Raw genomic sequence first — 24,275 nt, 5'->3', positions numbered from 1 at the left:
GGTCTTCTTCAGTTTTGGGTGGCGGTGGCATTTTTGCATATTGGGGTTTCATCGGCGGTCGTCCTGATGGTTTACGGGGAATAAGTCCTTTTATGCCACTTTTTTCAAACCGTTTCAACCATGTCCCAACTAAGGCATTGGAGGGAATATTGTAAAAACGAGCTATTTCTCTGATACTCATTTTTCGATTCAGAATAGGTTGGATAACCTGTAATTTAAATTTGATTGTGTAGTGTTTACCCATAAAAAAATCTGCACCTCAATTGTTGGTTGTTGAGTCCAACTTTTGGGGGGCATATCATTTTCACCACACTTTTGTTTTGTGATTTATTGTCTTGCTAAGCGTAAATTTTGTGGAATTTCCTCAAAGTTAGAACGGAATGGATTAATATCCAATCCACCACGGCGCGTATAACGCGCATAGACGGTGAGTTTTTCTGGTTTGGCGTAATGCATTAAGTCACAGAAAATACGCTCGACACATTGCTCGTGAAACTCATTATGTTGACGGAAAGACACAATGTAGCGGAGAAGTTTTTCGCGATCGATTTGTTTACCCACATAATGAATTTGCACGGTTCCCCAATCGGGCTGACTGGTGATAAGACAGTTAGATTTCAATAAATGGCTTACTAAGGTTTCTTCCGCCACATTATCGGACGTACAATTTTGTAAAATGTTTGCATTAAATTCGTATCTGTGGATTTCGATATCCTGTTCGTCAATACAATCGCCCGTTAAAGTATCAATACTTTGTTCTTGATAGTGAGATAATGGATGTAAACGTACCTTGACCTCACCTTGGGCACAAGCACTGAGATCTTCATGCATAGTGCGTTCTACGCTAGCAAAATCAGCAAAATTACTTTGGTTAAAGCTGTTTAAATAGAGTTTAAAGCTTTTTGATTCAATTAAATTTTCACTGCGATAATCAATTTCCACATCAGCAATGGCGACTTGCGGCAAACCTTTTGGATTTAACCAAGAAATTTCATAGGCTGTCCAAATATCAGCGCCTTGGGTAAAAGGCTGTTGTTCGGTAATGCCTAAGCCATCACGATTGAGTTTACGAGGCACGGGTTGTAACAAAGTGCGGTCATAATTCGTAGCATATGCTGTTGCTTGACCGAGTTTTAAAGATTGAAGACTTTTATCTTGATAGTTCATTTGTTTTCCTAAATGATGAAAGCGTTATAAAAAATTCCACGACATATTCGAGACTAATCGACATTGGTCGCATTTAAAGTAAATCATATCAAATAGTGGCGCGTTTAATGCCCAATCTCCACCACATTGCGGGCAACAGCGTTGCTGTTCCGATTTTAAAGAATGGCCTCCGACACGGTATAAATAATAATAGGTCGGTATGCCGCTTTCTTTTTCAATTTCAGCAGCAAGGTAGCGTCCATGTTTGCTGAGCGTGCTATTAACCTCGGAGATTTCGCTTAACGATTCTTTTTCTAAAGCCGAACCATTCATTTGCAGTTGATCGCAAGCCTGCCAATTTTCCTGCCATTTAATCAAATCTTGGCTTAAGTGCGCTTGATTTTTTAGCTGTTTATAAAGTGGAATTGGAGAAAAATCTTCTCCGCTATGCAAGGGGGAGCAAGATTGCAAATGTGTAGTATAGAGAATCTGCCATGCTGGTTGGCTACATTCTGTGGTGCTGTCTGCATTTAAATCATCGGAAATAATTTGAAAACCTTGAAAATGTAGACCGTACTTTTCAGCATTTTCCATCGCCAGATTCACAGTTTGGTTATTATTCTCGGGTAAAAGGCTATCTTGCTCAGGGCAAATGACGCGCATCGCAAAACCTTGTTCTCCCTCTTCTTCCGTTAAATAAAGAGGGATTTCACGGCCGATAATTTGTCCGTTATAACGCCATTGGTCGATGACTGCATTGAGCAAACGGCTTTGTTGGCCGATATCATTTTCTAAGGCGCCTAATTTAAAAAAGGGTTCGATCAGATACATAATTACAGATTGTGTAAGATTTCTTGAATTTGCTTTAAACCGTTCAAGCGAGTTTCACTTAAGCGAGAGGCAATACCAAGTTCATCAAAAAATTGACGAATATTAAATTGTTGTAATTGGTCTTGGATTTGACCGTTGATGTTTTGCAACAACAACCATAACAAACCATTCATAATGCGCGCTTCGCTGTAAGCTTGAAATTGAAACGTGCCGTCATTTTGTGGAATGGTCTTAAACCAAAGCCCTGCTTCGCAGCCTTGAATCGATTGCATTTGAGCTAATTCATCTGGAGAGGGTTGAGGAAGATGCTTACCGGCTTGAATAATGAAACGGTAACGATCTTCCCAATTTTTTGCCTGTTTAATGTTTTCTAGCATGCTAATAACTCTAAGGATTTATCTAATGCCGCAAAAAAAGCATCCACATCTTGTGGGCTATTGTAAGGCGCAAAAGAAAGCCTTAATGTAGTACGCTCACCAAGACGGGCTAAGTAAGGTTGGGCGCAATGTTCGCCAACACGCAACGCAATTTTTTGTTCGCTCAGGAGCGTAGCAAGATCGGATGCCGCAATCCCATCAAAAACAAAACATACTACAGAACTTGGTTGCGGTGAATTAAATAAACGACAATTTGGATAGTTTTTTAACCGCACTTTACTTTGCTCGGCAAGCTCAACGGCATGCGCCTCGGCAGCCTGAAAATCCCATTTTTTGAGCCAATCTAGCACTACACCAAAGCCAATCACGCCCGCAATATTTGGTGTACCGGCTTCTAATCGATAAGGTAAATCGGCAAAGGTAATACATTCATGGGATACGCGCTCAATCATTTTTCCACCGTAAAAAAGTGGTTGTAGCAGGGAAAGCGAGCTTAATTTTCCGCTTAATACACCAATGCCGTTTGGTCCATAAATTTTGTGTGCAGAAAAGGCGATAAAATCTGCATCTAATGCCTGTAAATCAATTTGTATATGGCTAATAGCTTGGGCTGCATCTACTAAAACGAGCGCATTGCTATGTTGACGGATTAGTCGAATTAAATGCTGGATATGTTGTTCCGTTCCCGTTACGTTGGAGACAAAATTGAGTGCTACTAACTTAGTTTTTTCATTCAATGCTGCAATCAAGACATTTTCATCAATTAACCAATTATCCGAAATGGGCAGTACTTTAATTTTCGCTCCGCATTTTTTCGCTGTTTCGTGCCAAGTGACATAATTTGCATGATGGTCTGCTTGGCTAATTAAAATCTCGTCATCTGCATGAAAAGAGGGGAGTAAACCGTTAGCGACTAAATTAATGCTATGAGTTGTCCCAGACGTCCAAATTACGGCTTTTTCATCTTCCGCATTAATTAAGGTTTTAACTAAGTGACGAGCATTTTCATATTGTGCTGTTTGTGCCGCTTCGTACTGACTACGATGCACAGAGCCTGCCGATTGATAAAAAGTAGTCGTTGCATCAATTAGTTCTTGAGGTTTTAATGTCGTCGCTGCATTATCCAAATAGACCACGGTATTTGGTGATTTAAAATAAGGGAATTCATGTTTAAATGATTGGTAATCAAAAGCCATGGTTATCTCCGTGTTTGACTGCTTTTTGCTGTTTACGCCATTCATAAGGGGCAATAGGGTTGAGATCTCGCCATAATCCGATTTTTTGTTGTTGAGCAAAATCTTGTACCTGGAAGTAGATTGGATTTTTAGCATATTGCGGATAAACCCACGCCATGCCGTTTTTCACCATTTCTAAGTTGATGTTTTGTTCTTGTAGATAAACCGTTGCCAAAATACGTTGGTAGCGATCATAACCGGAAACTGACAACGTCACATTTTGTTTGAAAACAAGTTGTGAAAGATATTGTTTGGCTTTCTTTCCAAACGGTTGGCCTTTTTCTGGAGCATCAATTTCTTGTAATCGTACTTTGAATTGTTTTTTAGTGGGTAAGAGGCAAGTTAAGGTATCGCCATCACTAACACCAACGACCCAACACGCCATTTTGCGTTCAGTAGCGACTGAAAATTGACACCAAAGTGCGGTCAACATTAAGGTTAAAAATAAAAAGAATTTCTTAATCATTTTAAATTTCTTTGATCTATATCGAAAAAATCAACTAAAAAGAGTGAGTAATTTTAGCAAAAAAAGCGTAAAATAAATTTTAATTGTTATTAAAAAAGTTGATAGAGGAAATATGTTACTCCAAAAAGGCGTTCAACTTGTTCGCTCGCTCGTGATTTTATACATTATGTTGCTACTCGGCAATTTGATTTCGCAGTATGTACCCGTTGGAATTCCTGGAAGCATCTGGGGATTATTGATACTTTTTATCGGATTAACCACTCGTATTATTCGCTTGGAATGGATTTATTTTGGTTCTAGCTTGTTGATTCGCTACATGGCGGTACTTTTTGTACCAGTGAGCGTGGGCATTATCAAATATTATGATTTACTTGTTGCTCAATGGAAAATTTTACTCATTCCAAATATTCTCAGTACATTCCTGACACTCTTTATTATCGCATTTCTTGGGAATTATTTATTTTACAAACAATCCTTTGCTCATAAACGTAAAAAAGTATTAGAAAAACGCAATCTTCAAGCTGACTAAGGTTTTATTATGCAGTATGTAATTTATCTTTATACCATTTTAACGATTTTCGGATTTTGGCTTGCGTTGCAAATTAGTAAACGCTGGAAATCCATGATTTTTAATACTTTTGTGCTCACAGTATCAATCCTTGTGCTGATTTTAGTGGTGGGCGATATTCCTTATGATAATTATATGGCGGGCAATGCGCCGATTAATAATTTATTAGGGGTGAGTATTGTTGCTCTGGCGTTACCGTTGTATGAACAACTTCGTCAAATTGCGAAACAGTGGAAAATTATTCTTTCTGTGGTGACATTAGCTTCTCTGTTTTCCATGTTTACCGGTGCTATTTTTGCGATTATTTTAGGGGCGAGTTCTGAAATGGTGGCGACCGTATTGCCAAAATCAATTACCACGCCAATTGCGATGGAAGTGTCTTCACATTTAGGCGGCATTCCTGCAGTGACTGCGGTAGGCGTAGTCGTAGCGGGGTTGCAAGGTTCAGTTTTTGGTTATCTCATCTTGAAAAAGATTGGTATTAAACAACAAGAAGCTGTAGGTTTATCTGTTGGTGCCGTTTCTCACGCATTAGGCACGGTAAGCTGTATGGAAGCCGATCCGAAAGCTGGTAGTTATAGTTCGATTTCTTTGGTACTTTGCGGTATTATGAGCTCAATTTTAGCACCCTTAGTATTCCATGTTATCCATCTATTTTTATGAGAACCCAATTAGCTGATTTTTGGACTGAACGTTTCCTTCCTGATCCGCCTCGCGAAAAAGATCACCGACCGCCATTTCGTCGTGATCGCGGGCGGATTTTACATTCCGCCGCTTTCCGTTGTTTACAAGCAAAAACACAAATTCACGCAGTGGGCGAAAATGATTTTTATCGAACTCGTTTAACTCATTCCCTTGAAGTAGCACAAATCGGTAGCAGCCTGGTTTCCCAATTAAAATTTGCGGAAAGTTATGTTGCTATTTCAGACATGCTTCATATCGAAAAAAGTGAATTACAGAAACAGCTCAAACCTTTATTACCAAGCAATGATTTAATTGAAAGTTTGTGCTTTGCGCATGATATTGGTCATCCACCGTTTGGTCATGGTGGAGAAGTGGCACTCAATTATATGATGCGGAATCATGGTGGTTTTGAAGGCAATGCTCAGACATTTCGTATTATTACTAAACTCGAGCCTTATACTGAAACAGCAGGGATGAATTTAACGCGTCGTGCTATTTTAGGTGTGGTGAAATATCCGAATATTTTAGACTTATCTTCCCCGCAATATGCCCAGTTGCCATATGCTGAAAATGCTGATCCGCGTTATGTCAAAATTAGCGACTGGAAGCCTGGAAAAGGGTTGTTCCGTGATGACGTCACAATGTTTACTTGGCTGTTGCAAAACCTTTCTGAAAATGACCGCACTTTGTTTGGAACATTTCAAAAAGTGCGGTCAAATCCTGCCGAGTTTTTAAAAACACAATTTAAATCTTTAGATTGCAGCATTATGGAGTTGGCGGATGATATTGCATATGGCGTGCATGATTTAGAAGATGCGATTGTGACTGGTGTGGTAAATCAACATCAATGGCAAGAAGCATTGGATGAACTTAAAACAATTCCTTCAGATTGGTTGGCAAAAAATATAGAGCAAGTTAGCCAACGATTGTTCTCCAACCATCATTTCGAGCGTAAAAATGCCATTGGTGCATTAGTGAATTTCTTTATTACCCATGTGCGTTGGAAAGTTACCGGCAATTTTGATGAGCCATTGTTACGTTATAACGCGGAACTACCGCAAGATGTAATTGCGGCATTAAATGTATTTAAAAAGTTTGTGTGGAAATACGTGATTCGTCATGTCGAAACGCAACGTATTGAATATAAAGGGCAACGCATTCTTACGGAAATGTTCCAGATTTTTGAGTCAGACCCAGAACGTTTATTGCCAACGAATACCGCTAATCGTTGGAGAAATGCACCGGAGCAGGGTAAAAAACGTATTATTTGTGACTATATCGCGGGCATGTCAGATGCCTATGCCTTAAAGGTTTATCACCAGCTCTAAAGTGCGGTTATTTTTATTGATATTTTGAATTTATAGGACAATTTTGTGGCATTAATTAGTTTAACTAACGCTTATCTTTATTTTAGTGATCACCCCTTACTAGATCACGCTGAACTGCATATTGAACCCCATGAGCGCGTGTGTTTAGTGGGGCGTAACGGTGCAGGTAAATCGACTTTATTAAAAATTATTGCACAGCAAGTTACCATGGATGACGGCAAGGTGCAGTATGAAAAAGATTTAGTGGTTTCACGTTTAGAGCAAGATCCGCCTCGCCACGCTGAAGGGAATGTATTTGATTATGTGGCAGAAGGCATTGAGCATTTAGCTGATTTGTTAAAGGAATATCACCATATTTCGCAAGAGTTGACACAAAATTACAGTGAGCTAATTCTTAACCAACTGGCGCAAGTGCAAGCAAAATTAGAGCATGCCAATGGGTGGCAGTTTGAAAATAAAATCAATGAAGTTCTGCAAAAATTAGAGTTAAACCCTGATACTAAATTAGCTGATTTATCGGGTGGTTGGTTGCGTAAAGCCGCTCTTGCTCGTGCGTTGGTGTGTAATCCTGATGTCTTGTTATTAGATGAACCGACCAACCACTTGGATGTGGATGCAATCGAATGGTTAGAAAACTTCTTATTAGAATTTACCGGAAGTATTGTGTTTATTTCTCACGATCGTTCTTTTATCCGCAAAATGGCGACCCGTATTGTGGATTTAGATCGCGGCAAATTAGTGTCTTATCCAGGTAACTATGATTTATACCTCACCGCTAAAGAGGAAAGCTTACGTGTCGAAGCATTGCAAAATGACCTTTTTGATAAGCGTTTAGCGCAAGAAGAAGTTTGGATTCGTCAAGGGATTAAAGCGCGTCGTACGCGTAATGAAGGCCGTGTACGCGCTTTAAAAGCCATGCGTGAAGAACGTCGCCAACGTCGTGAGGTGATGGGGACTGCTAAGTTACAATTAGATAACTCAAGTCGTTCAGGCAAAATCGTGTTTGAAATGGAAGATGTAAGCTATGAGATTGAAGGCAAACAGCTGCTCAAAGATTTCAGCACGACCATTTTACGTGGTGATAAAATTGCATTGGTTGGCCCAAATGGTTGCGGAAAAACCACGTTTATTAAACTTTTATTAGGTGAAATCAAGCCAACTAGCGGTCGCATTCATTGCGGTACAAAATTAGACATTGCTTATTTTGACCAATATCGTGCCGATCTCGATCCGGAAAAAACGGTGATGGATAACGTTGCCGATGGCAAGCAGGATATAGAGGTCAATGGCATAAAACGTCATGTCTTGGGCTATTTGCAGGATTTCTTATTTCCACCCAAACGCGCTATGACACCCGTAAAAGCCCTTTCAGGTGGTGAACGTAACCGTTTGTTATTGGCTAAATTATTACTGAAATCTAATAATCTATTGATTCTCGATGAACCAACCAATGACTTGGATGTAGAAACCTTAGAATTATTGGAAGAAATCCTCACTGATTATCAAGGCACCTTATTGATTGTCAGCCATGATCGTCAGTTTATTGATAATGTCGCGACGGAGTGTTATTTCTTTGAAGGCGACGGCGTATTAAATAAATACGTGGGAGGTTTCTTTGATGCGAAAGGACAACAAGCCAATTACTTTGCGATGAAAGCAGAGCAAGAGCCCCAAAAAGCCAAAAAAGAAGCACCAAAAACACAGGAAAGTGCGGTCAAAAATGACGTTGTTTCTCAAAAGCCAAAATCTGTTAAACTTTCTTATAAAGAACAACGTGAGTTAGAACAGCTACCACAATTGTTGGAAGAATTGGAAGAGAAAATTACCGCACTTCAAGCTGAAATTGGTGATCCTCACTTTTTCCAACAAGCCCATGATGTAACAGATGCTAAGCTCAAGGAATTATCAGACACCGAAGCTGAACTTGAAACGGCTTTTCTTCGTTGGGAAGAACTTGAAGAGAAAAAAACTCAAGCTGAAGCAAAATAGAGAATAGATAAAAAAAGCGAGTTATTCTTTTTTTCAGCCCCAGCCTTTCACCTAAAATTAAATGTTCTTGAAAATCTTGGGGTATTTGGAAGAGAACATCCCAAATTTCTACTATGATATTTGTTTAGGGGCTTGTCAAATGACTACTCGCAGTCATTTTGCAATGTTAGATTTACACTTGATTTAGCTTTGATTTCCCTTGTCAAATAATACTGGATCGTATAGCCCATAGGTTCTTAGTTGTACAATTTTTTATCGTCTGCCAAATCCTTCAGAAAGTAGATTAATTTGTGACTACAGTTTCTTAATAGGTAAAATAAATTAATATCCTCTTTATAATAGAGCATATGATTCATCAGTCTTTTTAATAACATCTGTCTTTCATTTAGGCGTTAGCATAATATAACTTGTTCCCAAAATCACTTAAAATAACTGCACTTTTATGAGGAACACTTATGCCTATTCGCTCTAATTTAGCTGAAAAAAATACAATTGTACAACGTCATAAATTGAAACTAAATAAATCCTATTTTACACAACCTACAGTCATTTGGGTTCTGCGTGGTCAGAAAATTTTGCGTTGGATGAACGGGGAGAAAATTATCCAAGCAGGTGAAATGGTAATGTTGGTAGAAAATCAACAGTTTGATGTAATTAATGAACCCGATGAACTGGGAGTATATCAAGCGGATTGGTTATCCATTGATAATGTTGTGGTTGAGCGATTTTTTGAGCAACTTTCAGAGCCGCAATCTTTTGATATTTTGTTTTACTTGCCTAAACACTCTCTTATGCAACAAGCCTTTTCTCAGGTTTCACAAGCTCTTTCCTGCGATGAAATTCCTGATCGTATTGTGGAAATTCGTTTATGGGAATTATTGGCTTGGTTAGCTGAACAAGGTGGTGTGTTTAACCCTTTTTATACACCTACTTTAAAGTGTAAAATTAGTAAGAAAATTTCAGAGCATTTTGAACATCACTGGAAAATTGGTGAAATGGCAAAAGCATTAAATACCAGTGAAGCCACATTACGCCGCCATCTTGCTGCAGAAAAAACATCGTTTCGGGAAGTATTGACGACAGTTCGAATGATGCGAGCATTGAATTTATTACAAGTTACTCAACGCCCGATTTCAGAAATAGCTTACGCAGTTGGTTATGAGAGTCATTCACGTTTTTCGGTGAAATTTAAACAGCATTTTGGCTGTTCGCCGTTAGAGGTTCGTCAATCTGGTATTATGATTAGCGACCATACTCCACAATAATAGATGCTTCTGCAAGGGCATTAGCTTTAGTAAAATACCCTACTAAAGCAGGCATTGTATCTTCTTTCACCTTTGGCAAGGTTTTCACACCTACTGCCGTGACCTTAATTTCGTAACGATGTTTTTGTCCTTTTGGTGGGCAAGCGCCGCCAAAGCCTGGCATGCCAAAATCAGTCCGAGTTTGCAATGCACCTCGCGGCAAATTGCTGCCGTCCTCTGCAATGCCTTCAGGAAGAGAAGTCGTATTTGCGGGAATATTTGCAACAATCCAATGCATCCAACCAATGCCTGTCGGCGCATCTTTATCGTAGATCGTCACTACAAAACTTTTTGTTCCTTTTGGGGCATTTGCCCAAGAAATCGCTGGTGACAGATTTTCTCCATTACAGCCAAAACCGTAGTTGGCACTTAATACGTTTTTGACGTGAAATCCGTATTCAGGTAAATCGGGTACATTGATGCTAAAAACTGATGAATGCGCACAAGCTACGCCAGCAACAAGCGAACAAAATGTAGTTGAGATTATTTTTTTCATTGTTTTTCCTTTTCTGATGTAAATGAAGCGTTATTATAGGAAATATTATTGACTAAAATTGTGCGAAAACGCTCAAATATTTTTAGTTTTTGATATAGTTTGCAAATTTTCACAAAAATTAATTGCGTGCTTTGACTTTTCTTGCTCAACACCTTTCGCAGTATAAATCGTCCAAAATCATTGAAAGCAAATCTGAGCCTAGCCTTGAAGCCCTCGGAAATAATAAAAGCTTGATTATTAAGTATATTTTACAGGTTTCTGGTTGTAGTATAAAATGGATCCTAGTAAAATATTTGAATAAATTATTCTATTCTATAGAGAATTTTTATTGTTTATAAACAATTGGTTAGCAGGTAGGTTTTCTGATTTTTACGTATAAAAAAGCAGCACTTGAGCACTGCTTTCGGTCTATTTTGTTAGATTAAATTACTAATAAAAATCACCAAAATAATTACAGGAACCACAAATTTGACATAGTTAAACCAAATTGTGGTGAAGACTGAATTTGGTGTCGAAGAGAGCTCTTTTTTTGCATCGTCTTTTAACACGAAACCAACGAAAATGGCACAGCCAAGTGCGGTCAACATAAAGAGGATATTTCCGCTGACGAAATCGAAGGCATCGAAAATGCTTTTACCGAAAATGGTGAAATCTTTCCAAAGGTTATCACCTAGAATAGATGGCACGTTACCTAATAGGAAAATCCCCATTAAGGTAACAAAAATCGCTTTGCCTCGGCGCATTCTGAGTTTTTCTTGTAATGCGGTGATGATGACTTCGTAAATCGTAATTGACGTGGTTAATGCTGCAATAAGCAATAAACCGAAGAACACGATAGCAAAGAATTTACCCGCCCATAAATGTGAGAATACAATTGGTAAACTTTGGAAAACCAAGGTTGGCCCTGCGTTAGGTTCAATGCCGAATGTGAATAATGAGGGGAAGATCATAAAACCACATAACACAGCAATGATGGTGTTAGTAAAACCCGTAATAACGGCTGTTTGAATAAGGTTTTCTTCCTTGTTCAAATAGCTGGAGAGGGTAATCAATACACCGAAACCAAGGCTTAAAGCGAAGAATACTTGCCCTAATACGAAGATGAATAATTTAGGTGTGATTTTGCTGAAATCAGGCTTTAAGTAGAAAGTTACACCTTCCATTGCGCCAGGTAAGGTAAGATTACGAATTACCATACCAATTAGGAAGATAAAGAGTAATGGCATTAAGTATTTTACAGAACGTTCAATCCCACCAATGATACCTTTCGCTAAAATGATGTAATTCACCGCCACGAACAGGAATGTGTAAAGCATGATTTCCCATGGGCTGTTGCTGATATGTAAATCGTAGAAATCTTTAGCCACTTCTTTTGTAATTGGTGTGGAAATATCAAGGGTGTTATTAATTAGGCTGATGATATAAGACATTACCCAACCACCAAGCACCATATAATAGGCCATGATACCAAATGCGCCGAGAAGCCCCATGTAGCCGAGAATCTTCCAATATTTGGAGATGTTTTTACCTTTATCTTGGATTTTATCGCCAAAAGCATCAATGGAATTCACACGCAAACGGCGTCCGATAACGTTTTCCACTAAAATCATCGGGATACCAATCACAATCATCGCAATACAAAAGAGGAGTACATAGGCGCCACCGCCATTTTCACCCACTAAATAAGGAAAGCGCCATGTTGCCCCAAAGCCAACTGTCGCCCCCGCTACGGTGAGAACATAAGTTAGTCGACTAGACCACGTTTGGCGAGATTGATTGTTTGTTGTCATAATATATTCCGTTTGATTTTATTCGTTTAATATTCTGTTTTTTCTTTGTATTCGCAGAGATCTTCAATAATGCAAGCACCGCAGCGAGGTTTTCGTGCGGTACAAGTATAGCGTCCGTGTAAAATAAGCCAGTGGTGTACATCTACTTTAAATTCTTTGGGTACAACTTTGAGCAGCTTTTCTTCTACTTTTAGCACATCTTTGCCAGGGGCAAAATTCGTGCGGTTGCATACGCGAAAAATATGGGTGTCCACTGCAATAGTGGGGTGGCCGAAAGCGGTATTTAGTACCACATTCGCTGTTTTTCTACCAACACCTGCAAGGGCTTCTAAGGCTTCACGACTTTCAGGTACTTCGCCGTTGTGTTTCTCAACTAAATCACGGCAGGTTTTAATAATATTTTCTGCTTTGCTGTTATAAAGCCCGATGGTTTTAATGTATTCTTTTAACCCCTCTAAGCCAAGATCTAAAATGGCTTGTGGCGTATTTGCTACAGGGAATAATTTTGCCGTCGCTTTATTGACACCTTTATCGGTGGCTTGGGCCGATAAGATCACGGCGATGAGTAATTCGAAAGGCGAATTATACTCTAATTCCGTGGTGGGATGCGGGTTTTGCTCCCTAAGTCGAGTGAGAATTTCAATTCGTTTAGCTTGGTTCATTTTTTCATATCAATTCGGTTTTTAATCGCCAATAGAATGCCTAATCCAATAAATGCACCTGGCGGAAGAATAAAGAGTAAAAAGCTACTGTCAGCGTGATAAATATGTAATGTAAGGAATTTCGCACCTTGACCAAATAAGTTTTCAATCCCTTCGAAAAAGGTACCTTGGCCTAAGATTTCACGTAATGCACCTAATACGGTGATACTTAATGCCATGCCTAACCCCATTGAAAAACCATCCCAGGCAGCATGTGCTACGCTATTTTTAGAGGCAAAGGCTTCTGCACGACCGATGACGATACAGTTAGTTACGATTAAAGGAATAAAAATCCCGAGTGCTTGATAGAGTGTATAGGTATAAGCATTCATTAATAATTGCACCACCGTTACGGTAGTCGCAATAATCATCACATAAATCGGAATACGGATTTCATGAGGAATTTGCTTACGAAAGAGCGAAACAACTGTATTGGTGCAAGTTAAAACCAACATCGTCGCAAGCCCTAAACCTAAGGCATTTGTTGCCGTACTCGAAACAGCTAAGAGCGGACAGAGTCCTAATAATTGCACGAGAGTTGAATTGTTTTTCCATACGCCCTGAATAAAGATTTCTTTCCAAACAGAAGGCGTTTGAGTTATTTCTTCTGAATTTTCAATCGCACTTTGCTCATCTAGCGCGGTCGTTTTTTCGGTTAAATCAGTCATAATAAATATCCTATTGCGCGTATTTTTTTGCCATTTCGTTGAGCGATGCTTCATTTTCAAGCATCACGAGAGCAGAGCGTTTTACTTGATTAACAATCGCGCGCGGCGTAATGGTTGCGCCAGAAAATTGATCAAATTTACCGCCATCTTTTTTGACCGCCCAATCTTTTAGGCTTTCCGGTACGATAACTTGGTTTGTAAAACTTAAAATCCAATCAGAAATACGAAGTTCGATTTTATCGCCTAATCCTGGGGTTTCATTATGCTCAATGACACGCACACCTAAAACTTCACCTTTTGGTGTAATCCCCACTAATAAACGGATATTACCTGAATAGCCATCTGGCGCTGTGGTTTCATAAGCATAGGCTGTTGGCTCATGATCTTTGATCGCAAAATAGACTTTTTGAATACCTTTGAGTTTATCTTGCTCGGGTGTATCCACGCTTTCAAGCAAGCTATTATTAAAGTAATTTTGAGGGATTACTTGGAGCAATAACGCTTTTTGTTGTTCAGCCATGGCTTCATCAATTTTATCTTTTGTTAGCATATAAATGCCCGCAGAAATTGCTGTACAAAGCAATGCGATGAAACCTAATAAAAGACCAAAACGGGAGGTGACTTTTAAAATACCCATTATTTTCTCCCTTTTGCAAAGTACCCAGCTACGCGAGGACGGGTGTAGTAGTCGATAAGAGGCACACAAATATTACTTAACAAAATCGCAAATGCCACACCGTCAGGGTAGTTTCCAAAGTAACGAATGAGGTAAACCAATAGTCCGACTAAAGTACCAAATACAAGCTTACCACGAGGTGTAATAGAAGCTGTGACTGGGTCAGTGGCAATGAAGAACGCACCGAACATCATGGCACCGCTAAAGAGTTGGCTTATCATACTTAAATGATGATGGCCTGACATCGCAGTGATTGTTGCTAAGGTTACAAAGGTCACGAGCATTGAAACAGGGATTTGCCAGTGAATTTTTTTCTTTAAGATTAATACAATCCCACCAAGCATAAATGCAAGATTAATCTGCCACCAACCTTCAGCAAAGTCAGTCCCGTTTTGTAATAAAATCGGTAATTTTACAAAATCATGAAATACGCTTTCATCGCCTTGATGTAAGTTATAGAAGATTTTTGCACTATCTAATGGCGTCGCTTGTGTAATTCCATCAATGGAATGGACGAGTTGACTTAAGCTAAAACCGTCAGTGGTTAAGCCTGTGAAAATTAAAGAAAGCGAATCCGCAAATGTTGGGGGTTCATTTAATAATGAAATAGGCGGCATCCAACTTGTCATTTGTAGAGGGAAAGAAATCAATAGCACCACATAACCCACCATAGCCGGATTAAATGGGTTTTGTCCCAAGCCACCATAAACGTGTTTGCCTAGGATAACAGCGGAAAGCGTACCGATTAAAATCACCCAATAAGGTGCATAAGGCGGAATCGCCATCGCTAAAATTAAGGCAGTAAGCACCACACTAAAATCTGAAATATAGACCAGGTTTGGCTTATTACGCAATTTGGTCACAATAAACTCAAGCAATAATGCGAAAGAAATAGCCAAGGCGGATTGCACCAAAACACCCATTCCAAAATAATAAATTTGTGTGAGCAGAGCAGGCAACATGGCTGCAATCACCCATAACATAATACGGGCGGTTAATTTGCCTGAATGGGTATGAGGCGAACTCACCATTTTCTTAAACATAATCTTTTCCTGCGTTATTCTGTTTCTTTGGCAGCTTCAGCCGCCGCTTTTTTTGCTTTAGCTCTTGCTATGGCTGCTACGATAGCGGCTTTTTTCGGATCAAGTGCGGTTGGATTTTCATCTGTTTTTTCTACTGCGCTTTCAGTTGCATGTGTTGTAACAGTTTCACTATTAGCGGCGGCTTTCTTAGCTTTAGCTCTCGCAATGGCTGCAGCTACCGTGGCTTTTTTAGGATCAAGTGCGGTTGGATTTTCATCTGTTTTTTCTACTGCGCTTTCAGTTGCATTTGTCGCAACTATTTCACCTTGAGCAGCTGCTTTTTTTGCTTTCGCTCTTGCTAGAGCTGCAGCAACAGCTGCTTTCTTCGCATCTTTTTCGTCAGTTTGTGACGTTGTTGCATTTGTCACAGTGCCTGTATCTGCTTGCGATTGTTGTTTAGCAAGACGACGGGCTTTACGTTGTTCCATGAGCTCATGGTTATCCGGTAAGATTTCACCTTTCTCAGATACAATAGTTTTCGTTTCTTTATTTGCTGCTGAACCCGCTTGTTTTGCTTTCAAGCGTTCTAACGCCGCTTTAACCGGGTCTTCACCTTTTTGTTTTGCAAGCTCTTCACGGCGAGCTTCTGCCGCGAGTTGTGAACGTGCTTTACGTTCTTGTTCTTCACGCTCCATACGAGCTTGTTTGGCTTCAAAACGGATTTTTGCTTCTTCAGCTTTTTTCGCTTTTTCTTTAATTTCCCAAATTTTGGCTTTTTCTTGTCGGAAATATTGAATAAGCGGAATATGGCTTGGGCAAACATAAGCACACACGCCACATTCAATACAATCTTTTAAGCTGTATTCTTCAGATTTTTGGTGATCTTCACTGCGAGCATACCAATAAAGTTGCTGTGGCATTAAATTAACAGGGCAAGCGTCAGAACAAGCAGAGCAGCGGATACAAGATTGTTCCGGTTCGGGTTCACCATATTCAAAATGATCAGGTGCCAATAGACAGTTAATTAATTTGGTGACGGGGGCATTGAGATCTGAAAGTTGCAAGCCCATCATTGGTCCACCTGCAAAAACAGGGAAGCGTTCGTCATATTGATAGCCAACTTGTGCCAATAAGTGGTCAACCGGTGTGCCTAAGCGAACCCAGTAATTGCCTTTCTCGGAAATTTTATCACCCGTAAGCGTGACGACGCGCTCAATTAACGGTTCGTCATCAATGACCGCTCTTTTTATCGCAAAAGCCGTGCCGACATTATGCATTAATACGCCAATATCGTAAGATCGTCCGCCACTTGTCACTTCCATGCCGGTAAGTAAATAAATCAGCTGTTTGGCTGCACCGGATGGATATTTAGTCGGAATAACGCGCAATTCAATGTCATTTGCACCATGTAGTGATTGCTGAATAGCATGAATTGCTTCAGGTTTATTGTCTTCAACTGCAATCACCACTTTTTCAGGGCGTAAGATATAACGTAAGATGCGAATCCCTTCGATCATTTCGTCGGTGTAATCGCGCATTAAGCGGTCATCACAGGTAATATAGGGTTCACATTCTGCGCCGTTAATAATTAAGAGTTTAACTTTCTTTTCAGCCGATTGGATTTTGGCTGCAGTCGGGAATACTGCACCACCTAAGCCGGCAATGCCAGCTTGGTAAATACGATCAATAAGTTGCTCTACCGGTTGTGTAAAAAATTCTTCAAGTGGAAATTGCTCACGCCATTTATCTAAACCATCCGCTTGAATATGAATCATATCCTCGGTTAAACCAGAAGGATGAGGCGCAACATGTTTTCCGATAAATTTTACAGTACCAGAAGTCGGCGCATGAACAGGCAAGGTTCTTAAGCCATCACCTTGTGTTAAAGGTTGGCCTTTTAGGACATAATCGCCTTCTTTAACTAATACATCTCCTGCGGTGCCGGCATGTTGTTTAATCGGCACATAAAAATCATAAGCAAGTTCTGATTGCTGAATAGGGGATTGGTTTGATTGAGATTTCATTTCAGGTGGATGAATACCGCCTTTAAAATCCCAAATTTTGCCGGATTTAAATCTCGTTAATACATCAGCCATGTGATTCCGACTCCCCAACCACTAACTTTTTCTCGATTTCTGTGGTATTTACAACCGGAATGACTAATTTAGGATCAAACTTCCAGTTCCAATTATCAATATCTTTTTTCACTTTAATCATGGAAATACAATCAGTCGGACAAGGTGCGACGCAAAGTTCACAGCCTGTACAGAGATCGGCAATAATAGTGTGCATTGCTTTATTCGTGCCAATAATCGCATCAACAGGGCAGGCTTGAATACATTTGGTACAGCCGATACACATATTTTCATCAATAAAGGCAACCATTTCTTCTGGTTCAGCTACATCATCCATTGCGGGTACATCAACACCCATGATTTCGGCAATTTTTACCACCGTTGGGCGACCACCTGGAACACATTTTGTGATAACGTCACCATTGGCAATCGCTTCGGCATAAGGTTTGCAGCCAGGATAGCCGCATTGCCCACATTGGCTTTGCGGTAAGATGGCATCAATTTTTTCGACGATAGGATCGGCTTCAACTTTTAATTTAATCGAAGCAAAGCCTAAAATCGCACCAAAAATTAAAGCGAGAACGGTTACTGAAATTAAGATAAACATTATTTTTTAGTGTTATTCCAAAATAATCCGAGAAAAATCACTGTTACAGTAATAAACATCAAGAGATAAATCATTTTACTAATCCGGCGAAGCCCATAAAGGCGAGAGACATCAAACCGGCTGTAATTAATGCGATAGACGAGCCACGAAACGTAATAGGTACATCTGCAGCAACAAGGCGTTCACGCAATGCTGCAAATAAAACTAAAACCAGCGCAAAACCTAAAGAGGCGCCAAAACCATAAATGACAGATTCTGTTAAGTTGTGTGCCAAATTAACGTTTAATAATGCCACGCCGAGTACGGCACAGTTTGTGGTAATCAGCGGTAAGAAAATCCCTAATAAGCGATAAAGTGATGGACTCGTTTTATTGATTACCATTTCAGTAAATTGAACCACAACGGCAATCACTAAAATAAAGACTAACGTGCGCAAAAATGTGGCATTTAGCGGCATTAAAATATAATTATCGACTAAATAAGAACACAATGATGCCACGGTTAATACGAATGTCGTAGCAAGCCCCATACCAATTGCTGTTTCAATCTTTTTGGACACACCCATAAATGGACAAAGTCCTAAGAATTTGACCAAAACGAAGTTATTGATTAATGCAGTACTGATAACGAGTAGAATATAATGTGTCATTGTGTCTAAGTTTATTTTATATAAGTGGCGTATTATCCCTGTTTATCGCCTTGAGAACAATAAAAAATTCGGGGTAGTGCGGTCAGTTTTTCCTTTGTTCTTTATTTGTTCATTGGTTCTACCTGGCTATGTTGGAAATAGCGATATAGCTGAGGTAGCAATTGAGAAATCAAATTAAGTTGCTGGTATGGCAATGCAAAGAGCGCATTGTTTTTGGCTTGGGTTTCATCCCACTGAATTTTTTTAAGGCTTTGTTCAATACTATTTTGGAGCCTTTCAAAAATTTCAGGACGAAGTTTTTCGATATTTTCCAGTGTATATAAAACCTTTTTCGCAACAGGATAAAAGTCTGACAAAAACTCGGTAGTTTGTTGTAATTGCGCCATTTTATTGCGATATGCCCCTAAAGCAGAAATATAGCTTAATAGGGAATAATTCATTTTTAACAAGTCAAAACCTTCCTGCAAATAGGCCTGATATTTCTTCGGCTCATTATTCATATTGGAAAGCGTTGTGCTTAATGCTGCCGCATATTGATGAGCGTTACGGCGTGCAATACGGTATTTTAAATTATCGCTTTTACCAAATTGCAGTTGGCTAATAATGTGTAAGAAATATTGTGCATCACTTTGAATGGCTTGACAGCTCACTTTATCGAGTTGGAGATATTTCCAATCCGGCCATAGATAAGAAACCGCAAACCATGCAATGGCTGAACCTAAGACTGTATCAATGAGTCGAGGGAAGAGCGCCGATTGTGTGTCAAATCCCATCACATCGAAACTGATCAATACCTGTAAGGTAATAAAGAACGTTGAGAAACTGTAATTATTACTGCGGAAGAAGAAAAAGAGCGTACTGGTCACCACCATTAAGCCAAGTTTCATTTCTAATGTTGGGTTGAGGTAAGGCAATAAAGAGCCAATAATTACCCCTAAAATCGTCCCAATAATACGCTGACGTAACCGCACTTTGGTTGCGGAATAGTTTGGTTGACAAACAAAGACCGCCGTAAGCAAAATCCAGTAACCCAAATTAAATTGGAAAAATTCAACAATAGTACAACACAAGAATACCACGATAGACAAACGTACAGCATGGCGGAAAAGTGGTGACTCAAAAGTAAAATTACTTCCGATAACAGACAGAATATTTTTTAGGCCTGTAATTTGCTCAGTATGGATTTGTGCCGTTTGGTCATTTTCACTGGTTTCTTGCTCAAGCTGACGTAGTTGCCAGTTAATACTTTTCAGGTTATCAATAAGCGTTTGAAGAGCAAGTAAAACATTGTTTTGTTCAGCGTGTTCTTTGCTATAAAGCTCAAGAGATTGAATTGTGCCCATTAATGCTTTTTCTACGCGAATATTATAGTGATAAGGCGTATTTTGACGCAGACAAGCAGTAATATCATGGCAGGCTTGCGCTTGTAATTCGAGCAAGCGCTGAATGCGAAAAATTAAATCTGTATTTTTGAGTTGTTCAGCAATTTGTCGATAATCAAAATATGTGGAATTTGCACGCTCATGAATGTCTTGCGCTGCAAAATAATAGCGAATCATACGTTGTGTGCGAGCATGTCGATGTTGTCCACGAATACGATAGAAAAGTGCTGTTCTTGCTTGGTTAAAGGCATCCACCACATTGGTATTTTTCATCGCGAAATTGAGGTGTTTTTTCTCGATTTCATCAATTTCATCAGGATCAAAAAATTCTGATTTGGCATCTAAATAATTACCTAATGCACAAAAAGCTTTTGCGACACTTTCTTGGATAGGACGGTTTGGAAAAAAGAGATAGACGATGATGGTTACGATGCTGTAGAGCAATGTTCCCAATAAAATCATTACCGGATTGATAAACCAGCTCGCAGAATTATCCGGTGTATAAGTGAGGGTGGTATAAATGGCTACCACCAGTGTACCAAATGCAATGGTACGATAACGTTCACCCACAGCGCCAACCATCGTAAATAAAAAAGTGATGACGGTCATCAACAATACATATTGGATGGGTTGACCAATATTAAGCTGAACGATGAAGGTTGAAATAGAAAAGGCAATTAATGTGTAAAAGATATTTTTTAATCGTCCAGTCAAACGATTATCTAAATCCACTAAACCGCCTGCAATTATCCCCAAAATTAAGGGCATGGATTGCGTAGAAATATCAAAAAACCAGACACCAAACGCTGCGATATTCACTGCAATAAAAATAGGTATTGAAGCGATTACTTTTGCATTAAGCCATTGGTTCATGTTGATATCCTTGCTTATTGTGTGACTAAAAATTGGATGATAAAAAAGTGAGCGGGGAGGCTCACTTCTTTATCAAAGTGCGGTTAAAAAACGATTATTTTTGTTTTTTCGCCCAGTTTAAGAAACGAGTTTGGGTTTCTTTATCGGCTTGTTGGAACCAGTATTGTAACTGTTGTTCAGCAACATTTTCACCTTGTACAACAACTTTGCCTTTCGCAGCTTTTCCTGATGCAGCAGGCATCATACCAACTGCTGGTGCAGCCAAAGTTGAAACGGCTGCTGGCGCATTTGATGCATTATACTCAGCAAGATCATTAACAATATTAGCCGCTGGGAATAAACCTTCTTGTTTTAAAGTATCGATTTTAGCATCAATCACATTACCTGATTTCGTTTTAACAGTAATTTGTGGTTGAGCATTGAATTTTTCACCATCTTCTTTGGAGCGAATTTTTTCTGCAGATACCACAACATCATCAGCAGGACTTTGGAAAGTCACAATAATTGGGTTAGATTCAAAAAGCGCTTGGCTAGAACCAGTACCAACGATTTCACCTAAACGTACTACAACTTGTTGTGTTTGGTTTGCTTCAGCGTTGAATGATTTTTTTTCTTTTAGAATGGATTTGCTGGCTTTTTGGCCGTTGATTGCAAGAAATTCAAGGTTTGATGAAGTGGTTACCATGCCAGCTAAGCTACTCGTACTGACAGCAAGCGCAACAACACCTAAAGCAAACTTACATAATTTCATAATTACTCCTTTTATTTTTTAAATGAAATTAGATGGTTGTAATGCTATGCTAAATTTTAAAAAATGGGAATAGGAAAGTGCGGTTAATTTTTAAAAAATTTTTGTAATAAAGGAGCAAATCATGGCAAAACGATTTGTCGTATATGGTCGAGTACAAGGGGTAGGATTTCGTTATTTTACTTGGAAAGAAGCGGAGAGAATTGGTATTAAAGGCACCGTAAGAAATTGTGTTGATGGAAGCGTGGAAATTGTTGCCGAAGGTAATGACGATCAATTACAGGAGTTTTATAATTGGTTAAAAGTCGGCCCAAGAACCGCAAGTGTTGAACGAGTTTTAAAGGATAATATTGAAAATAAATGCTATCCTGACTTTTCTATTATTCACCGTTAAAACTGACCGCACTTTACAGCGTTACTTGATGTTCGTAGAATACGCCGCTTATTTATAAATAGGAAAAATTATGCGTAATCAAACAAAACTTCATCTTCAACAATTACAGCTTGCTATGCAAAAGCTTGATTTATGGCAAGTCACGCCTCCTGCACAAGAAGCTTTTTTTAGCCAAGAACCTTTTGCGATTGATACCATGTCGCCAGAAGAGTGGTTGCAATGGATTTTTATCCCAAGAATGTTCGCATTACTTGAAAGCGGGGCAGATTTGCCTTCACAAATTGCGGTATCCCCTTATTTAGAGGAAGCATTTAAAGAAGCAGAAGAAGATTTTTTAGTGGAATTATTAACACCGTTACGTGAATTAGAAGCCTTATTACAAAATCAATAAATGTTAGAAATTTTATATCAAGATGAATATCTTGTAGCTGTCAATAAACCAGCAGGCATGTTGGTGCATCGTAGTTGGCTTGATACTCATGAAACGCAATTTGTGATGCAAACCTTGCGCGATCAAATCGGGCAGCATGTTTTTCCTATTCATCGATTAGATCGTCCCACATCAGGTGTATTGCTATTTGCCTTAAATAGTGAAATAGCAAATTTAATGTGTCAGCAATTTGAACAGAAAACGGTGCAAAAATCTTATTTAGCGATTGTGCGAGGTTATTTGCAAGGCGAAGGACGGATTGATTATCCCCTTAAAATCCAATTAGATAAGATCGCCGATAAATTTGCGCAAGAAGATAAAGCGCCTCAAGAGGCGGTGACGGATTATGAAGGCTTAAAAATTGTGGAAATGCCTTATGCGGTTGGGCGTTATCAAACCACGAGATATTCATTAGTGAAGCTAATTCCCCAAACAGGTAGGAAACATCAGTTACGACGTCACATGAAACATATTTTTCATCCTATTTTAGGTGATACACAATATGGTGATTTGCATCAAAATCGTGCTTTAACAGAATATTCTGGCTGTCAGCGTTTATTTTTACACGCAGATACACTTATTTTTGAGCATCCTATTCATTTTACCAAAATAGAAATTAAGGCTGGTTTAGATGAACAATGGAAGCACGTGATGGAATTATTTAATTGGTCTATTTAACGAGAAAAAATAATGTTAGATATTAATTTAACCCACGAACAGCAACAAAAAGCAGTAGAACAAATTCAGGAATTAATGGCGCAAGGAATTAGTAGCGGTGAAGCCATCCAAATTGTGGCAAAAGCATTACGTGAAATTCATCAAAAAGATGATAAAGAGACTTCTGATAATAAATAAGTAAAAATTTTGTGATCAATGTATCATTTTTAAAGTTTCGTTGTTGCATAAAAAAATAAAATGTTTGAATATATTTCCAATTGAGGTGATAAGGCATGAGTCTTATTGTTTTTAAGTATTAAGGGCGAAGCCTATAGAGGTCTACTATGGAAATTGGTGTAGTAAAATGGTTTAACAACGCAAAAGGATTTGGATTTATTTCTGCAGAAGGCGTGGATACAGACATTTTTGCACATTATTCAGTGATTGAAATGGATGGTTACCGTTCATTAAAAGCAGGTCAACGCGTGCAATTTGAAGTGATTCACGGTGACAAAGGATCTCACGCCACAAAAATTATTCCGATTACGGAATAGGCGAAACGCAAAAACGTTTCAAAATCTTCTCTATTTAGCATAATCAAAAGCCAAGGTTTCGACCTTGGTTTTTTTTTATCTTATTTATTGAGCAAATTTTTCAAACCGGCTTTCATTGCTGTCATTTGGCTTTCATATAATGCTTTGCTTTCACGTTCATCAATCATATAAGTGATGGTTTCAGAAAGTGTCATTTTCATTTTTCTTGAATATTTAGACAAACGAAGCCAAACACCATATTCTAAATCAATAGATTTTTTCTTCGTTGATTGTTTTTCTGCATTAAAAAAGCGTTTACGTCTTGCACGAATAGCCTGATCAAGCTTAATGGGTAAATCAAGAGAGAGGTGATTTTTAATCCACTCCTCGATTTTTTCAGGATAATTCTGATATGCTATTAATTCTTGAACTTTGCTTTCTTCTAAGCTTTTTTCTTCATAACGGGTAATTTTTTCCCCTTCGCGATGTTTGCGAATGAGATAAATCCATTTCCAGTTTGCTTCTTGGTTTTCTAATTTCTGATATTTCATCGTTTTATTATACTTTTTAGTGACGTGGTAACCTCATAAATATACGCTCTTTAAACAAAATTTTCCAGTAGATTTTTATAACGGATTTTCACTCA

Annotated in this window: 28 protein-coding genes; 10 read left to right on the top strand and 18 right to left on the bottom strand. The window is 38.9% G+C overall.

Going from position 1 to position 24,275, the window contains the following annotated elements; all coding sequences use genetic code 11:
- From DPV97_RS09740 to DPV97_RS08095, 6 genes are all read right to left on the bottom strand, one after another.
- A partial coding sequence (locus tag DPV97_RS09740) for a helix-turn-helix domain-containing protein (protein ID WP_431830725.1) occupies positions 1 to 181 on the bottom strand: 181 nt, incomplete at its 3' end.
- Between the two features lie 146 nt (positions 182 to 327).
- The gene (gene queF / locus DPV97_RS08115) at positions 328 to 1,167 is read right to left on the bottom strand and encodes an NADPH-dependent 7-cyano-7-deazaguanine reductase QueF (RefSeq protein ID WP_070713918.1); all 840 of its coding nucleotides are present in this window, start codon (positions 1,165 to 1,167) and stop codon (positions 328 to 330) included.
- 24 nt (positions 1,168 to 1,191) lie between these two features.
- Positions 1,192 to 1,977, bottom strand: coding sequence for a Zn-ribbon-containing protein (locus tag DPV97_RS08110; RefSeq protein ID WP_070713921.1), 786 nt, complete (start codon positions 1,975 to 1,977; stop codon positions 1,192 to 1,194).
- A 2-nt stretch (positions 1,978 to 1,979) separates the two neighbouring features.
- Positions 1,980 to 2,354, bottom strand: a complete 375-nt coding sequence (locus tag DPV97_RS08105; protein ID WP_070713924.1) for a SufE family protein — start codon at positions 2,352 to 2,354, stop codon at positions 1,980 to 1,982.
- On the bottom strand, positions 2,348 to 3,550 hold the full coding sequence (locus tag DPV97_RS08100; protein ID WP_070713926.1) for a cysteine desulfurase: 1,203 nt from the start codon (positions 3,548 to 3,550) through the stop codon (positions 2,348 to 2,350). The genes DPV97_RS08105 and DPV97_RS08100 overlap by 7 nt, the downstream gene beginning before the upstream one ends.
- Positions 3,540 to 4,055 (bottom strand): thermonuclease family protein, encoded by a 516-nt coding sequence (locus tag DPV97_RS08095; RefSeq protein WP_070713928.1) that lies wholly within the window; start codon positions 4,053 to 4,055, stop codon positions 3,540 to 3,542. The genes DPV97_RS08100 and DPV97_RS08095 overlap by 11 nt, the downstream gene beginning before the upstream one ends.
- 112 nt (positions 4,056 to 4,167) lie before the next feature.
- Here DPV97_RS08095 and DPV97_RS08090 point away from each other — a divergent pair, with 112 nt between their 5' ends.
- The 5 genes from DPV97_RS08090 (at position 4,168) to DPV97_RS08070 (ending at position 9,889) form a co-directional block, all read left to right on the top strand.
- Positions 4,168 to 4,584: a CidA/LrgA family protein gene (locus DPV97_RS08090; RefSeq protein ID WP_049374530.1), complete on the top strand. Its 417-nt coding sequence runs from the start codon at positions 4,168 to 4,170 to the stop codon at positions 4,582 to 4,584.
- Between the two features lie 6 nt (positions 4,585 to 4,590).
- Positions 4,591 to 5,286 (top strand): CidB/LrgB family autolysis modulator, encoded by a 696-nt coding sequence (locus DPV97_RS08085; protein WP_049374531.1) that lies wholly within the window; start codon positions 4,591 to 4,593, stop codon positions 5,284 to 5,286.
- A complete protein-coding gene (locus tag DPV97_RS08080; RefSeq protein ID WP_070713931.1) occupies positions 5,283 to 6,635 on the top strand; it encodes an anti-phage deoxyguanosine triphosphatase in 1,353 nt (450 codons plus the stop codon). Before DPV97_RS08085 ends, DPV97_RS08080 begins: the two co-directional genes overlap by 4 nt.
- A gap of 45 nt (positions 6,636 to 6,680) precedes the next feature.
- Positions 6,681 to 8,624: an ABC transporter ATP-binding protein gene (locus tag DPV97_RS08075; protein WP_111382948.1), complete on the top strand. Its 1,944-nt coding sequence runs from the start codon at positions 6,681 to 6,683 to the stop codon at positions 8,622 to 8,624.
- A gap of 455 nt (positions 8,625 to 9,079) precedes the next feature.
- The gene (locus tag DPV97_RS08070) at positions 9,080 to 9,889 is read left to right on the top strand and encodes an AraC family transcriptional regulator (protein WP_243585081.1); all 810 of its coding nucleotides are present in this window, start codon (positions 9,080 to 9,082) and stop codon (positions 9,887 to 9,889) included.
- Here the strand turns inward: DPV97_RS08070 and DPV97_RS08065 are convergent.
- The 11 genes from DPV97_RS08065 to DPV97_RS08015 form a co-directional block, all read right to left on the bottom strand.
- Positions 9,867 to 10,424, bottom strand: a complete 558-nt coding sequence (locus DPV97_RS08065) for a YbhB/YbcL family Raf kinase inhibitor-like protein (protein ID WP_070713936.1) — start codon at positions 10,422 to 10,424, stop codon at positions 9,867 to 9,869. The two genes, DPV97_RS08070 and DPV97_RS08065, sit on opposite strands and share 23 nt — an antisense overlap.
- Positions 10,425 to 10,840: 416 nt before the next feature.
- Positions 10,841 to 12,214: a sodium-dependent transporter gene (locus DPV97_RS08060; protein ID WP_070713939.1), complete on the bottom strand. Its 1,374-nt coding sequence runs from the start codon at positions 12,212 to 12,214 to the stop codon at positions 10,841 to 10,843.
- 26 nt (positions 12,215 to 12,240) lie between these two features.
- Positions 12,241 to 12,876, bottom strand: coding sequence for an endonuclease III (gene nth, locus DPV97_RS08055; protein ID WP_070713943.1), 636 nt, complete (start codon positions 12,874 to 12,876; stop codon positions 12,241 to 12,243).
- Positions 12,873 to 13,583, bottom strand: a complete 711-nt coding sequence (locus tag DPV97_RS08050) for an electron transport complex subunit E (protein WP_070713945.1) — start codon at positions 13,581 to 13,583, stop codon at positions 12,873 to 12,875. Before DPV97_RS08050 ends, nth begins: the two co-directional genes overlap by 4 nt.
- A gap of 10 nt (positions 13,584 to 13,593) precedes the next feature.
- Complete coding sequence (gene rsxG / locus DPV97_RS08045) at positions 13,594 to 14,220, bottom strand: electron transport complex subunit RsxG (protein ID WP_070713949.1); 627 nt, start codon at positions 14,218 to 14,220, stop codon at positions 13,594 to 13,596.
- The gene (gene rsxD / locus DPV97_RS08040; protein WP_070713951.1) at positions 14,220 to 15,302 is read right to left on the bottom strand and encodes an electron transport complex subunit RsxD; all 1,083 of its coding nucleotides are present in this window, start codon (positions 15,300 to 15,302) and stop codon (positions 14,220 to 14,222) included. Before rsxD ends, rsxG begins: the two co-directional genes overlap by 1 nt.
- 14 nt (positions 15,303 to 15,316) lie before the next feature.
- Positions 15,317 to 17,377 carry an electron transport complex subunit RsxC gene (gene rsxC / locus DPV97_RS08035; protein ID WP_070713954.1) on the bottom strand — a complete coding sequence of 687 codons (2,061 nt, stop codon included), beginning with the start codon at positions 17,375 to 17,377 and terminating at the stop codon, positions 15,317 to 15,319.
- Positions 17,370 to 17,963, bottom strand: a complete 594-nt coding sequence (rsxB, locus tag DPV97_RS08030) for an electron transport complex subunit RsxB (RefSeq protein WP_070713956.1) — start codon at positions 17,961 to 17,963, stop codon at positions 17,370 to 17,372. Before rsxB ends, rsxC begins: the two co-directional genes overlap by 8 nt.
- Before the next feature lie 70 nt (positions 17,964 to 18,033).
- A complete protein-coding gene (gene rsxA, locus DPV97_RS08025) occupies positions 18,034 to 18,612 on the bottom strand; it encodes an electron transport complex subunit RsxA (RefSeq protein ID WP_049363585.1) in 579 nt (192 codons plus the stop codon).
- 101 nt (positions 18,613 to 18,713) lie between these two features.
- Positions 18,714 to 20,867, bottom strand: coding sequence for a YccS family putative transporter (gene yccS, locus DPV97_RS08020; RefSeq protein WP_070713959.1), 2,154 nt, complete (start codon positions 20,865 to 20,867; stop codon positions 18,714 to 18,716).
- Positions 20,868 to 20,961: 94 nt separating this feature from the next.
- On the bottom strand, positions 20,962 to 21,618 hold the full coding sequence (locus tag DPV97_RS08015) for a curli polymerization inhibitor CsgI-related protein (RefSeq protein WP_070713962.1): 657 nt from the start codon (positions 21,616 to 21,618) through the stop codon (positions 20,962 to 20,964).
- A 121-nt stretch (positions 21,619 to 21,739) separates the two neighbouring features.
- Between DPV97_RS08015 and DPV97_RS08010 the strand changes: the two genes are divergently transcribed.
- The 5 genes from DPV97_RS08010 (at position 21,740) to cspD (ending at position 23,650) form a co-directional block, all read left to right on the top strand.
- Positions 21,740 to 22,009 (top strand): acylphosphatase, encoded by a 270-nt coding sequence (locus DPV97_RS08010; RefSeq protein ID WP_083313295.1) that lies wholly within the window; start codon positions 21,740 to 21,742, stop codon positions 22,007 to 22,009.
- A gap of 70 nt (positions 22,010 to 22,079) precedes the next feature.
- Positions 22,080 to 22,400 (top strand): YqcC family protein, encoded by a 321-nt coding sequence (locus DPV97_RS09675; RefSeq protein ID WP_070713966.1) that lies wholly within the window; start codon positions 22,080 to 22,082, stop codon positions 22,398 to 22,400.
- On the top strand, positions 22,401 to 23,117 hold the full coding sequence (truC, locus tag DPV97_RS09590) for a tRNA pseudouridine(65) synthase TruC (RefSeq protein ID WP_070713969.1): 717 nt from the start codon (positions 22,401 to 22,403) through the stop codon (positions 23,115 to 23,117).
- Between the two features lie 12 nt (positions 23,118 to 23,129).
- The gene (locus DPV97_RS09585; RefSeq protein WP_049363599.1) at positions 23,130 to 23,294 is read left to right on the top strand and encodes a YoaH family protein; all 165 of its coding nucleotides are present in this window, start codon (positions 23,130 to 23,132) and stop codon (positions 23,292 to 23,294) included.
- A 146-nt stretch (positions 23,295 to 23,440) separates the two neighbouring features.
- On the top strand, positions 23,441 to 23,650 hold the full coding sequence (gene cspD, locus DPV97_RS07995; protein WP_049363600.1) for a cold shock domain-containing protein CspD: 210 nt from the start codon (positions 23,441 to 23,443) through the stop codon (positions 23,648 to 23,650).
- Between the two features lie 80 nt (positions 23,651 to 23,730).
- Here cspD and matP read toward each other — a convergent pair whose 3' ends face one another.
- The gene (gene matP / locus DPV97_RS07990) at positions 23,731 to 24,180 is read right to left on the bottom strand and encodes a macrodomain Ter protein MatP (protein WP_049363602.1); all 450 of its coding nucleotides are present in this window, start codon (positions 24,178 to 24,180) and stop codon (positions 23,731 to 23,733) included.
- Positions 24,181 to 24,275: the final 95 nt, after the last annotated feature.

The sequence above is a fragment of the Haemophilus parainfluenzae genome, from assembly GCF_003253005.1.
GTDB classification, from domain to species: domain Bacteria; phylum Pseudomonadota; class Gammaproteobacteria; order Enterobacterales; family Pasteurellaceae; genus Haemophilus_D; species Haemophilus_D parainfluenzae_M.
The sequence above is the reverse complement of the archived record's forward strand: the minus strand, read 5'-3'. Positions and strand labels throughout refer to the sequence as shown.